The sequence below is a fragment of the Stenotrophomonas maltophilia genome, assembly GCF_006974125.1.
In the GTDB taxonomy this organism is placed as follows: domain Bacteria; phylum Pseudomonadota; class Gammaproteobacteria; order Xanthomonadales; family Xanthomonadaceae; genus Stenotrophomonas; species Stenotrophomonas maltophilia_O.
The window spans coordinates 2,251,563-2,264,979 of sequence record NZ_CP037858.1; the positions used below are offsets into that span (position 1 = coordinate 2,251,563).

The window sequence follows — 13,417 nt, forward strand, 5'->3', positions numbered from 1 at the left end:
TCTCTACCTTTCCCCGCGACACCGAGAATGGCCATGCGCAACACCCGCTCCCGCCGACAACAGATCCTGCAGCTGCTGATCGAGCACGGCTCGGTGCAGGTGGCCGATCTGGTCGAGCGCTTTGGCGTGTCGGCGGTGACCATCCGTGCCGACCTGACCCACTTCGAGTCGCAGGGCCTGGCCAACCGTACCCACGGTGGCGCCACCCTGGTGCGCACGCCACCGCAGGAACAGGACATCCACGAAAAGGACGCACTGAACCTGCCGCTGAAGGAATCGATCGGTGCGTGTGCCGCGCGCCTGGTACGGCCTGGTGACAACATCATCATCGACTCTGGCTCGACCACGATGACCCTGGCCCGCCACCTGCGCACGCAGCGCGACGTGACGGTGATGACCAACGGCCTGAACATCGCCTGGGAACTGGCCAACGCGCCCGGCATCAACGTGCTGCTGACTGGTGGCCTGCTGCGCCAGCAGTCGTTGTCGCTGCAGGGCAGCCAGGCCGAAGCCAGCCTCAATTCGTACAGCTTCGACACGCTGTTCCTGGGCGTGGACGGCCTGGACCTGCAGTTCGGCCTGACCACCCACGACGAAGCCGAAGCCCGCCTCAACCATCGCATGGTCGAGCGTGCACGCCGCATCGTGGTGCTGACCGACGCCTCCAAGTTCGGGCGCGTCAGCCTGCACCGCATCGCCCTGCTGGATCAGATCCACACCATCATCACCGATGCCGGTATCGACGACGTCTCCCGCGAGGGCCTGCAGCGGCTGGGCATCGAAGTGATCATCGCCGAGCCCGCCACATGACCGACACCCGCTCCCTGCATGGCCGCATCCTCACCCCGCTGGGCTGGCGGCGTGGCCACGTCCACTTCGATTCGCACGTGCGCCACCTGCAGGTGGATGACCACAGCGGTGCCGACGACCTGCAGTTGCCGGTGATCCTGCCCGGCTTCATCGACCTGCACGTGCACGGTGCGGCCGGCGTGGACCTGATGCAGGGCGGCGACGTGGCGCGCACCATCGCCCGTACCCATCTGCGCTTCGGCACCACCACGCTGCTGGCGACCACCATGACCGCCGGCCTGGATGAGATCGAGCACGCGCTGCACGGCGTGGCCGCGACCATGGCCGCACCCGATGCAGACGCCGCCAGCATCGTCGGCGTACATCTGGAAGGGCCGTTCATCAGCCCGCAGCGGCTGGGCGCGCAGCCCAACCGCACCATCGAGGCGACGCTGGCGCTGGTACAGCAGCTGCACGCGCTGGCGCCGATCCGGGTGATGACGCTGGCGCCGGAGATCGGCGAGCACACCGCGCTGATTCCCGCGCTTTCGGCAATGGGCATCCGCGTGCAGCTCGGCCACAGCGCCGGCACCTACGAAGAGGGTGTTGCTGCGCTGCAGGCCGGTGCCTCCGGCTTCACCCATCTGTTCAACGGCATGACCGGCGTCGATCACTATCGCCCGGGCATCGCCGCCGCCGCACTGGCACACGCACAGTACGCCGAGATCATCCCCGACCTGCAGCACACCCATCCCGGCGTGATCCGCCTGGCCGCGCGCGCGATCCCGCGCCTGTACGCGGTGACCGACGCCACCGCCGCCACCGGCATGCCCGATGGCGAATACGCGCTGGGCGAGCAGCGCGTGCACAAGTGCGGCGGCTGCGTGCGCCTGGCCACGGGTTCACTGGCCGGCAGCGCGCTGACCATGGACCAGGCGCTGCGCAACCTGGTGCGCGTCGGTCTGGAGCTGGCCGATGCCTCGCAGCGTGTATCCACCTTCCCGGCCGACTACCTGGGGCTGGATGATCGCGGCCGCATCGCGCCCGACGCCCGCGCCGACCTGGTGGTGATGGACGCCGAACTGCGCCTGCAGCGGGTGGTGGTGGGCGGGCGCGTGGTCAATTTGAACGCCGCAAACGCCTGATATCTGCGTTTCTGTAGAGCCGAGCCATGCTCGGCTGCTTTTCATACCGACATCGATGACGTCCGTGCCGCGCTTCGCACGGCAAGCCGAGCCTGGCTCGGCCCTTCATGAAGCGCGCAAGCGCAACGCCTCAGCCACGCACCATCCCCGCTATTCCAGGAATACGCCGATGACCGCAGCCGCCGCACCTGCCGTACCCGCTTCCAGCGCTCCGCGCTGGCCCGTACGTTACCTGCTCTTCATCGGCGGCCTCGGTGGCCTGTTGTACGGCATCGACATCGGCATCATCGCCGGTGCCCTGCCCTACCTGGAGGCAACGGCCAGCCACGCGTGGCAGCTCAGCAGCCAGCAGCTTGGCTTCGTGGTGGCAGCGGTACTGCTGGGCAGCGTGTTGTCGTCGCTGTTCGCCGGCATGGTCGCCGACCTGATCGGCCGCCGCGGCGCGATGCTGCTGGCCGGCCTGTTGTTCACTGCCTCGATTCCGATCATGGCACTGGCCTCCGGCTACACACCGCTGCTGCTGGGACGCCTGCTGCAGGGCATCAGTGGCGGCCTGATCGGAGTGGTCATTCCGTTGTACCTGGCCGAAGTGCTCAGCCCCGAACGACGTGGGCGCGGCGCGGCCATGTTCCAGCTGCTGCTGACCGTTGGCCTGGTGCTGGCAGCCCTGATCGGCCTGTACCACGCCCACGCCGTGGATGCCGCCGCCGAAGCCGTGCGTTCGCTGCCGGTCGCGCAACAGGCGCAGGAACTGTTCACGGTGAAGGACCATGCCTGGCGCACCATCTTCTGGACCTGCCTGGCGCCAGGCCTGCTGTTCTGCGCCGGCATCTTCTGGCTGTCCGAATCGCCACGCTGGCTGGTACGCCGCGGCCGCATCGATGAAGCCCGCCGCAGCCTTCAGCGCGTCCTTCCCGCCGCAGACGTCGAGCCCACGCTGGCCCAGATCCAAGCGCCGGAATCGAGCAGCAGCGACGGCAAGCGCGATCCGCTGCTCAGCCGCCGCTATGTGGTGCCGTTCCTGCTCGCCTGCGTGGTGCTGGCCTGCACCCAGGCCACCGGCATCAACTCAGTGCTGGCCTACGCGGTCAACATCCTCAACCAGGCCGGCCTGTCCGGCTCGGTCGCCAATGGCGCCGACGTGGCGATCAAGCTGCTCAACGCGGTGATGACCGTGGTCGCGTTGCTGCTGGTCGACCGCAAGGGTCGCAAGTTCCTGCTGATGCTCGGCAGCGGCGGCATCTGCGTGGCCCTGCTGGCGGCCGCCACGCTGTTCTTCCAGGCCGAGCGCGGCCGTGCCGATGTGCAGCCGCAACTGCAGGCGGCGGTCAGCGGCGACGGCCTGCAGCTGGTGCTTGATGACGCGCAGTGGCAGCGCCTGGGCAATGGCATCGACAGCCAGGGCCGACCGATGCAGCTGACCGTGTCGTACGCCTATGGTGACTTCACCAACGTGCGCGCCCTGCGCAGCGACAACCTGATTGATCGCGAGCTGCGCATCGAGCGCGCAGGCACCGTGCAGCCCGACAGCGTGATTGGTGCGTTCTTCCGCAAACTGCATCTGAACCCGTTCGCCGACCCGGCCAGTGCCGCGCAGGCGCCGCTGCGCATCGAACAGGCCCGCATCGGCCCGGTGCCGCCGCCGGCACATGGCTGGGCGGTGGCCGCCTGCATCCTGGTGTTCGTCGCGTTCTTCGCGGTCGGCCCCGGCGTGTGCGTGTGGCTGGCACTGTCGGAGCTGATGCCGAACCGCATCCGCTCCAACGGCATGAGCATCGCACTGCTGATCAACCAGTTCGTGTCGACCACCATCGCCGCCATCTTCCTGCCCACGGTGGGCCACTACGGCTACGCCAGCATGTTCGTGTTCTGGGCGGCGTGCACCTTCGTGTTCTTCCTGGTGGCCGCGTTCTGGCTGCCGGAGACCAAGGGCAAGTCGCTGGAGGAGATCGAGGCACGGTTCGCCCGGTAGCGGTCGACCTTGATCGACCCCCGCGCACGGCGCGGCGGTGTTGGCGCGCCCGTCACTGACCGGTGATGTGCTTCGCCAACGCCTGCGCCTCGGCAATGCTCGGCAGCCCGCTCAGCATCATCGATTCACCGAACGGGCCTTTCACCGTCGCCACCATCAGCACGCGGCCATCCACACTGATCGCTGCTCGCTGGCCCACCAGTGCTGCCGTGCCATCGTGGATGCGCTGATGCGCTTCCGGCCGATAGCGGATCTGCAGGCCGGGCTGCTGGCCTGCGTCCAGCACATAGCGCACATCGGCAATGTCGGCGCTGCCGGCAATCGGCGGCTCGCGCAGCGCAAGGGTCTCGCCCTGCCACTGCGCTTGCGTGCCCTTGCCGTCCGCATCAACCGCGCTCAGGCGCACATCCACACCGGGCCGCGGCGCATGCTCCTTGCCTGCCAGGACACCGGGTGTGGCACCCGGCGTGCATCCGGTGATGGCCAGTGCCGCGCCCAGCAGCAGCAGAAGCGCCGTTCTCACTTCAGCTTCCGCAGCTTGAATGCCACCAGCACCTGCAGCAGGCCGTACAGCAGGCTGCCGATGCCGATCCACAACGTGGTTACCGCCACGCCGGCATATGGATTGGCCGCAAACAGCAGGCCCAGCACCACCGCCAGCACGCCGCTGAGGACCAGCAGCCATTCGCCCTGGATCTGCTTGCGCACGCGGATCGCGAACACGATGCGATAGATGCCGGCCACCAGCAGCCACGCCGCCAGGAACAGCACCAGCACGCTGGCCGTTGCCAGCGGATTGATCACCGCCAGGATGCCGAAGCCCAGCGAAGCAATGACATACAGCGCAAGCCAGCCGCGCGAAGCGCCGCTACCGCCGCTGATCAAAGCGAACAGGCTGATGACGCCCTCGACGATGGCCATCACGCCCAGCGTCCAGGCCAGTGCCATGGCCGCCGACAACGGCCAGCCGATGGCGACGATGCCGAAGCCGAGAGCGACCAGGCCATACAGCAGGAGGATCCACCAGCTACGGCCAACCGCCGACAACAGGGGAGAGAGGGGGGAATTCATGGCCACTCCTTCGATCCGGAATCGGGTTCATCGTAGCCCCTGTGGATGAAGAGAGCGATCACGGCACCCGCGCGCAGACCCATACGCGCACCTCCGCAGCGCCAACCAGGCGCAGCGTCTCGGCCACCTCCATCACCGTACTGCCGGTGGTCATCACGTCATCGACCACGGTCAGCCGCGTGGGCACCGGACCACGAACAGCGAACGCATCGAACAGATTCTCCCTGCGCTGTTCTGCGCTGCGCTCGGACTGCGGCGCGGTGTGGCGGCGCCGGTAAAGCCCCTGCCAGACCGGCATCGGCAACAGGCGGCACAGTTCGGCGGCCTGGTTGTAGCCGCGCTGGCGCAGGCGTCGCCCATGCAGCGGCACCGGCACCAGCGGCGCGCACGACCAGGGGGGCGGGGCGCGCAGCATCAGCTGCGCGAGCAGGCGACCTGCCGCCAGATCCTGATGGAACTTGTAACGCACCAACAGCTGATCGACGGGGGGAAGGTACAGCAGGCTGGCATGCGTGGCGGCCTGCGGCGGTACCTCGTCGCGGCAAATGCCGCAGACGATCAGGGCGTTCCCGGGTAGCGGGAGTGCACAGCGCAGGCAGGCACGACCGGCCCAAGGCAGTCCGGCAAGGCAGTCGCGGCACAGGTCAAGTTCATCGTGGCCCGGCTCGCCACAGACCAGGCAGCGTAGTGGCAGCAGTAGCTGCAGGAGCTTCTGCGGGCGGACGATTTCCGTTGCGAGTGAAGATGTGAGCACGCCCCAGCATCAACCCGCTTCGACTCGTTCTCCATCCGATGACACGGCGTTGTCGTGTAGGGAACAGGCGCTATGGACTCCGTGGACCCCACTCTGCCGGTCGCATTCGACCGGCAGGGGTCAGCATCGCAGCGAGGTCAGTTTGATCTTTCCAGAATTCTTGCCGGGCGCGCCAGCGAGTCGAATGACTGGACCTCCCAGACGAATTCGCCACCATCCTGGCGTGTCGTGACTTTCCTCAGTGGAATGAAGTTCTCCAATGGCCATGCCTGGAAGCCCCTCCCAACCTGCTTCACGCGGATACCAGGCCGCTGCGGATACCCCGCCGCGACGGTCTGATACTCACGGATAGTCTGCCCCGCAGAAGACGTTTCCCTTGAGTTCAAGAACGGAAGGTACACATCAAGAATGTCAGTCGATGGCTCGACATCGAACTTCGCACCAAAATCCTCTCTCAATATCTTGCCCTCAAGGCCATCACGGCCCGAAGCCCCTGTGAACGTGAGTTTCCACTGCCCCTGCGGATCGCGCGCGGCCATGACGTTCACGGGTCCAGCGTAGGATCCGCCGAAACGTGCCGCAACCTGATCCGCGGGAAGTCCCGTTCGGTAGAGGTACGTCCAGCTCTGCGCAGGCAAACCCGGTCCGGACAGGGTCTTCTTCCTGAGCGACTGCGACGTCAGGTGACATGGGTCCCAATACTCGTAGACCGGCGGTGCCATCCAGCAGATATCAGCAACGGTGTTCTCCCTTATGCCGTCCATGTTGACGAAGACGAATTCACCTTTCGCCCCGGACGGCGACACCATGCGCGCAGAGTATCCGCGCCGCCCACCAGAGAAGATGTTGTCGCAGTAGTAGTTAAACCCCTGTGGTGAATCATCCGTTACATAGGTCAGGCACATCTTCCGGATGTCCTCCATGTCAAACGACCAGGCGGATCCATCCGGGAATCCCGCAGAAGCAAGGGATCCCAGTGGGTTCTCATTCGACGCCGGCCGGTAGTTGTAGCTCCACCTCCGTACCCCGCCATCCACATTCGTCGAGATTGCCGAGATCCGGTCCTTCCCGTCATATGCAAATGAGAGGTTTCGTCCATCGCTTGCAGTAATCGACTGGAGTCGCTTCCCAGACCACGCATAGGTCAGACTGTTCCCATGCCGGTCTTCAATCCGCGTCGGATACATGGACACTTCGTAGCGGAAGATCGTCCAACCACCGCTGTCGGATAGATCCCAGTTGTTGTCCACGACAAACCAATCAAACCAGTACTTTGTGCCGTCAGGCGATATCGCGAGGAACGCTTCTCCCGTAACGCCATTCCGGGTTTGTGACAGGCAACTGATTGCCCAGTTGCTCCGCGTTACAATCGGGTACGAACCACCCGCTGGCGCAAGCTGAAATCCGGCGTCTCGTTTCAGAAGTTCTTCCCCGCCTCCTGGAGCCGACTCCAGAAAGACACCGGGCCACCACAATCCGGGGTCAACTTGATTCTTCGGGCTCATCAATGCACTTGAGAAAGCCGAACATCTTGCGTTGGGGTTCGATCCCTCGACCTGCCACAGCTCATGTTCCTTTCCAGGTTCAAGCCGTGTGTTCGCTTTCAGCGGTAGGCCGAAGGTCGAGATACGAGGAATGAACATCTCCCAGTCGCCAAAGCGCTGCCAGCCCAATCCCAGCGCGGCATACCTGGAAACATCGAACTTCCGGACAACCGCGATGTCCGGCCCTGTGCCTTCAAGCCGGATGTCGCTCTGAAGGAAAACGGTACTTCCACTTGAAGGGGAAACGCTCTCTCCAAACACCGAATCCGCGGTCTGTGCCTGAAGGCCCGAAGCGCCCACGAGCCTCATATGAGCGGGGAACACGCTTGGTTGAAATGACGGATCCCCTGGAAACCTTTGAGCGTAAGCCGCAACAGGCAGCAGCAGGCAGAGGGCGACAGCACATGCGGCAACATCAACAACCGACTTGAACTTCATCAGTGAAGCACCAGATTTTCCATGAGAAGCGAAAGCTTCGGGAAGCCAATCCAGCCGCAGAGATGCGGCTGCAGATCGCCATCGACATGATCAGGCAGCACTAGCGCTCTGCTCATGTATCGCCAGGCTCAGATGCATCGAAGCGGCCCGATCGGCTCAACGCGCGGCGAACTCATCCGATGAAATAGCCCACCGACTCAATCCCTACATGTATCTATTATCTATGCTTGGGACTTTGAAGCCCTGTATCGCCGGAAGATCCGTATGACAACCAGCAACAAAACCACCGTCGCGATGACATGCAGGATGGTATACGGGCGTCCTGATACCATGGCACCTACCGTTTGATACAAGGCAAACAGAAAAAGGAGGCCCCAACAGACCAAGCTTACAAGATTGGCCACCGGGCCATTGAAATAGTTACGACCGTTCACCAAAGACAACCTCACTTGGTCTTTTCCTGACTATCCTTGAATGGATCGGAGAATTTCTCCACAAGCGGCTTTACCGCTTCGGTGAACCCTTTGACCGTTCCATCAATATTACTTAGAGCCTTTGCGGCACCATGGAACGTCACAACTGTTCCAACCGCCTTTCCTGCCTTTGCGCCATCCTCGCCGCCGAAGAAACCGCCAGCTTGCTCAAGAGAGGAAGGCCGCTCTCTTCCATCCAAGGCGCTCAGTACCCCGCGCAAACCATCGACAACCTGCACGCCATCCTTCAGTCCCCCCACGGCAAAGGCCACATCCAGTACGGGACCATCCATCGGGCTGGAAATACCTACGAGGGCACCCATAGCATAACCTGAGGCTCCGATACTTCCATAGACAAGATCCGCCCCGCCGAAGACACCAGCCGTCAGTCGCTCGGACCTGCTCATGGTTACGGGCGTTTCCTTCACATAGATCCCCGTCAGAATCTTCTCGTCGATGACGTTGTAATGATCCCTGGACTGCCGGCCATCGGGGTCGGTGAAGTTGTAGGGGCTGTTGTCCGCATACCGATAGCGGTTGAACGCGCCCACGGGACTGCTGTACGCGGTCAATGGATCCACCGAAAGGAACCGCCCGATCTGCGGATCGTAGTAGCGCTGCTGCATGTACACGAGCCCGGACGCGGCATCGGAGACATGGCCGGTGTATCCCACGCCATCGACAGCCTTGCCGATGGACTGGCCATAGGGCTCGTACTGTGTCCGCTCGGTCACCTGCCCTGCCGCATTGCTGGTTGCCACCGGGCTTCCCAGCGAATCCACGTGCTGATAGGTGACCACGCCACCCTGGCGCTTGGCCAGCAGTCGGCTGCCCAGCATGATGAACTCCGCCGCGCCTCCGTCACGTCGCTGCTCATACAACAGCTGTCCACCCTGCCCATAGAACGAGCGCAGCCGATCACCGCTACCATCGGAGGTCACCGTCCGACGGCCGGCGGCATCGTACTGGTAGCTTTCCAGACCCTGGATGGTGCGCAAGCGGTTGCCGAGATCGAACTCGTGGACCCGACCATTCTTGCTGCGCAGATTGCCCTGGGCGTCATAGGACAGCCCGATGATCGTCGCGCCATCCGCATTGAGGATGTTGGCAAGGCGATTGCGCTCGTCGTACCAGTAGCGGTAGTCCTTGACGCCGCCCAGTGAGGCGGACAGCAGGTTGTCGCGCGCGTCGTAACTGTAGCGATGCCAGTGATCACCGCCGAAGCTGGCCGAACCGGCAGCAACCAACCGCTGGCCAGCATCGTACTGCAACGTGCGATCGAAGCCGGCACCTTGCTGCAGATCTGCAATCCCCGTGACGTTGCCGATCGCGTCGTAGCTGTAGCGATAGGACATGGCGCCCGCGTCGGTCTGCTGATACGGAAGTTGCCGCGCGTTCAACTGCGTCGCATGGACAATACCGTTGCCATAGCTGAAGGACTGCACCGACCCGGTCGGGTGGTAGCGCACACCGGAGGCGTAACTGACACCGCCCGCGGAGACACTTAGCGGCTGCCCCTGGGCATTGTTGGCGTAGCTGACTGTCAGACCGCCCGGATAGACCACGCTGGCCAGCGCGCCCTGCGCGTCGTAACCGTAACCCATCGACCAGGTTGGGCGACCGGTGCTGGCCGCGCTTTCGCCCACCAACAGGTTGCGCTTGTTGTACTGGAAGGAGTTGACGGTGGTCTGCCTGCCCTGGTCGTTCCAGGTGGTGACGCTCTGTACTTCGCCACTGTTGCGATAGCTCAAGTCCTGGTCGCCGTTGCGATCAGGGAAGCGTATCCGCACAACACGATTGAGTGCGTCGTAGGCACGATCCACACGGCGCCCCGATGCCGAGGCCTCGGCGCGGTTGCAGGCACCGGTGTCGGTCAGATCAAGCCCGGACGCCGTCCACGCAATGTTACCCGCGGCATCGTAGTCCACCACGGTAGCGCCAGTTTCCGGCTCGATGGTCTTGCACAGCCGCTGGTTGCCATCGTAGACATAGGTCCGCGTAACCGCACGGGGCGACTGCCCGCGGACGACCGACACCGTATGCGTATTCGATGTCGCGGTCGCGCCGCGTCGATCAGTGGCCACCGCATGGAATCTGTAGCTCCCTGCACCCAGGCCGGAAACCGTGAACTCGTAGGGTGCGGCGCCAACCACTGCGACCTGATTCCCATCGCGATAGAAAGCGACCTGCGCCACGGCATCGTCCGGATCGCTGGCGTTGGCAACCAGCCGGATCTCTCCCGGACTCTCCACCTGCACGTTGCCAGGTGATACCAGCGAGATCGTCGGTGGGCTGTTGACCGGCACGCTGAAGGTACCGCCGTTTGCCAGCACATTGTTGCCGCCGCCGACCGGCGATATGCCATGCAGATAGATCTTCTTGCCACCGTGATCGCGCACCATTGCGTCGGTGATCGGAATGCTGAAGCGGTACGCGCCACCACCACCCTTGCATTGATTGTTGATGGCAGGCTCGCTACCCAGGTTTGCGGTGGCGATGCCATAGCCCACACCCGTTCCATACGGACCTCCAAGATAGAGGTGAACCGGAATCGAACCGTTGAAGTGCGTTGCGCATGCCCAACCAAAGATGGCACCGTTGGCCACGCCGGTGTCTCCAATCACGCGTGAACCATAGATCGTCCGGGCTGGCGTGGTGGTCACCGCGCCGCGGGTATCGCGGGCCTGCACCTGGAGCGTGTGCGGCCCCTCGGGAATATCGCTGTAGGTCCATTGATAGGGTGCACCACTGGTTGCCCGGGCATTGCCGTCGACCAGGAATGTCACCTGCGATACGCCGTCATCGGGATCGGACGCATTGGCCGAGATCAGCGTGGACCCACCCTCCGCCACCACGGCACCGGCCGCAGGCGCAGTGAACGCGACCGACGGAGGCGCGTTGTAGGGAATTCGGAAATTGCCCGAACCACCTATGGTCAGGTTGGGCGCGCCCACCGGCGAGATGCCATGGATGTAGATGGGCTTGTTGGCATGGCTGACCGTCCAGTCCCCCTGGATCGGAATATAGAAACGATAGGCGCCGCCCGCTGCTCCGCAGGCGGTGGCGACGCCAGGTTCGCTCACGCTGCCGGCGCGGTAACCACCCACCATGACCGCACCGTTGGCACCCGCAGCGCCGCCCAGGTACACATGGACGTCGATCGGATCATTGATGCCGCTGGAGCAGGCCCAGCCGGTGATCTGCCCGTTGGTGATGCCATCGATATTGCCGCGGATGGTCGATCCGACGACGTTGACCTGCACGTTGCTGGAGCTTGGGCCAAACCAGGTCACCCCGTCCTGCACCATACGCCACTGGAAGTTGTAGCGGCCCGCATTCCGCGGTGCAGTGACCGTGAAATTGTAGGTGGCGGTCTGCCCTTCGCCGACGCTGCCCGGGGTAGGAACACGGTGCAGGCCCCATGTCCAGTTGTCGCCCGGGTTCTGCGAGCCCAGATTGACGTTCTGCGCCGCCGTCCACACCAGCGTACCGGTGTTGCGCATGGATACGCTGACGTTGTAACGCTGGCCCACCACCATCGTCGTGGGAACGCTCTGACCGGCAAAGATCGACGCGTGATATTCGGGTTCGGGAGGAAGCTCCGGGAACTCCGGGCAGAATGCCCGCAGCGACGACGAAGTAGCCGCGGCCGCAGACCTCAGCATGCGAGGCTCTTCGCAGAAAGGGGCGGCCTTGGCAGTGGAAGCTACAGCAAAACCAAGAAGCAGACCGAGCGCAGGCAACGCCCGCACCACAGCAACGACAACGTACTTCAACATGCGAAGCATTCCTTGAATCGCAGTTTCACCCGCCTCCCGCGCGCTGCGCCGTTGGCCCCCTTGTGCGCGTATCGGCGTGGACGGAACCGGAGTCGACCCTGACCTTGTTCCCCAGGCAGGATCCGCAGCCACATCGCGGCATCGGTCGTCGATCACGAAAGATCGCAACGCGCTGTATATCACATCGGTCAGGCCCGCCGCACGAGCGCAGAGCATCGCCCTGCCGGTTGCGTTGCCATCTTCCGCGCAGCCATTGCCTGCTGTAGGCTGCTGCGGCCAACGGAGGAGCAGCCTGCAACGCAGGTCGCGAGACGCACTCCAGTCATTGCAGAAACGGGGGCATGCCAACCGGCCCAGCGCGCGCCGTGGAGGTTGGTATGTGCAGGCAGGAAGATGGGCTCACGAGGAAGTGGGAATGCATAATCGATCGTCACGTCGCCGGAAGCTCGTGCTTCTTCTGGCATGCATCACCGGGCCGGCAGTGGCCCAGCAGTACTCGCGTACCGAGCAGGTCACCTATCACGACAACACCAGCGCATGGGTGCTGGGCCAGGTTGCCACGCGCACCATCAATGGCGTCGTCGCCGAGTCGACCACCTACGACGCAGCCACGGCCCTTCCGGCAACGCGCAGCGAGTTTGGCATCCTCAAGACCAGGCTTTCCTACAACGGTGATGGCACGCTGGCCAGCAGCGCCGACGGTGCAGGCAACACCACGCGCTATGGAAACTGGAAGCGCGGCATACCGCAGTCGATCACACGCCCCGACGGTACCACCCAGATCGCCGCAGTCAGCGACCAGGGCTGGATCACGCAGATTACCGACGAAAACGGCAGCATCACCACCTACGGCTACGACAGCATGGGCCGGATCAACCGGGTTACGCCTCCGGCTGGCGATACGGTCAACTGGACTCCGACGACCCGGATCTTCGAGTCCGTCAGTGGCGAAGAGCATGGTATTGCAGCAGGCCATTGGCGGCAGACTGAAACCACCGGCAATGCAGTCACTGTGACCTACTATGACGCCCTGTGGCGACCGCTTACCGTTTGGCAGTACGACGCTGCACGTGTGGCCGAAAGCCAGAAGTACACCCGCTTCGCCTATGACAGCCAGGGCCGTAAAGTATTTGCCTCCTACCCTTCAGCTGCTGCCAACCCAAGTACGGGCGTGTGGAGCGAGTACGACGCGCTTGGTCGGTTGACGGCGTCCAGCCAGGACAGCGAGCAGGGCCTGCTGATCACTACCACGGCCTATGGGGCCGATGCTTCTGGAGCGTTCACCCTGGTGACACAACCAGGAGGTCTTCAGACGCGCACGTGGTACCAGATGTTTGCAGAGCCGAACTACGAAGCCCCCGTCAAAGTACGCAAGGCGGATGGATCCATCACGACCATTGCCCGGGATGTTTTCGGGAAGCCGGTCTCAATCAGCCGCTGAACTCAAGCTCC

At 63.7% G+C, this 13,417-nt stretch carries 9 protein-coding genes; 4 read left to right on the top strand and 5 right to left on the bottom strand.

What is annotated here, in order from left to right:
- Positions 1-33: 33 nt before the first annotated feature.
- The 3 genes from EZ304_RS10255 to EZ304_RS10265 all read left to right on the top strand — a co-directional run bounded on the left by EZ304_RS10255 (position 34) and on the right by EZ304_RS10265 (position 3,906).
- A complete protein-coding gene (locus EZ304_RS10255) occupies positions 34-810 on the top strand; it encodes a DeoR family transcriptional regulator (RefSeq protein WP_142806963.1) in 777 nt (258 codons plus the stop codon).
- A complete protein-coding gene (nagA, locus tag EZ304_RS10260) occupies positions 807-1,934 on the top strand; it encodes an N-acetylglucosamine-6-phosphate deacetylase (protein ID WP_142806964.1) in 1,128 nt (375 codons plus the stop codon). Before EZ304_RS10255 ends, nagA begins: the two co-directional genes overlap by 4 nt.
- 169 nt (positions 1,935-2,103) lie before the next feature.
- Positions 2,104-3,906 carry an MFS transporter gene (locus tag EZ304_RS10265; protein WP_142806965.1) on the top strand — a complete coding sequence of 601 codons (1,803 nt, stop codon included), beginning with the start codon at positions 2,104-2,106 and terminating at the stop codon, positions 3,904-3,906.
- Between the two features lie 52 nt (positions 3,907-3,958).
- Here EZ304_RS10265 and EZ304_RS10270 read toward each other — a convergent pair whose 3' ends face one another.
- The 5 genes from EZ304_RS10270 to EZ304_RS10290 all read right to left on the bottom strand — a co-directional run bounded on the left by EZ304_RS10270 (position 3,959) and on the right by EZ304_RS10290 (position 11,965).
- Positions 3,959-4,429: a SecDF P1 head subdomain-containing protein gene (locus EZ304_RS10270; RefSeq protein WP_142806966.1), complete on the bottom strand. Its 471-nt coding sequence runs from the start codon at positions 4,427-4,429 to the stop codon at positions 3,959-3,961.
- A complete protein-coding gene (locus EZ304_RS10275; RefSeq protein ID WP_142806967.1) occupies positions 4,426-4,977 on the bottom strand; it encodes an HdeD family acid-resistance protein in 552 nt (183 codons plus the stop codon). The genes EZ304_RS10270 and EZ304_RS10275 overlap by 4 nt, the downstream gene beginning before the upstream one ends.
- Before the next feature lie 58 nt (positions 4,978-5,035).
- Positions 5,036-5,731, bottom strand: coding sequence for a ComF family protein (locus EZ304_RS10280; protein ID WP_142806968.1), 696 nt, complete (start codon positions 5,729-5,731; stop codon positions 5,036-5,038).
- Between the two features lie 137 nt (positions 5,732-5,868).
- Positions 5,869-7,713 (bottom strand): hypothetical protein, encoded by a 1,845-nt coding sequence (locus tag EZ304_RS10285; protein WP_142806969.1) that lies wholly within the window; start codon positions 7,711-7,713, stop codon positions 5,869-5,871.
- A 445-nt stretch (positions 7,714-8,158) separates the two neighbouring features.
- A complete protein-coding gene (locus EZ304_RS10290) occupies positions 8,159-11,965 on the bottom strand; it encodes an RHS repeat domain-containing protein (protein WP_185959234.1) in 3,807 nt (1,268 codons plus the stop codon).
- Positions 11,966-12,380: 415 nt separating this feature from the next.
- On the opposite strand from EZ304_RS10290, the gene EZ304_RS10295 reads away from it, so the two are divergent.
- Positions 12,381-13,406, top strand: coding sequence for an RHS repeat domain-containing protein (locus EZ304_RS10295; RefSeq protein WP_142806971.1), 1,026 nt, complete (start codon positions 12,381-12,383; stop codon positions 13,404-13,406).
- Positions 13,407-13,417: the final 11 nt, after the last annotated feature.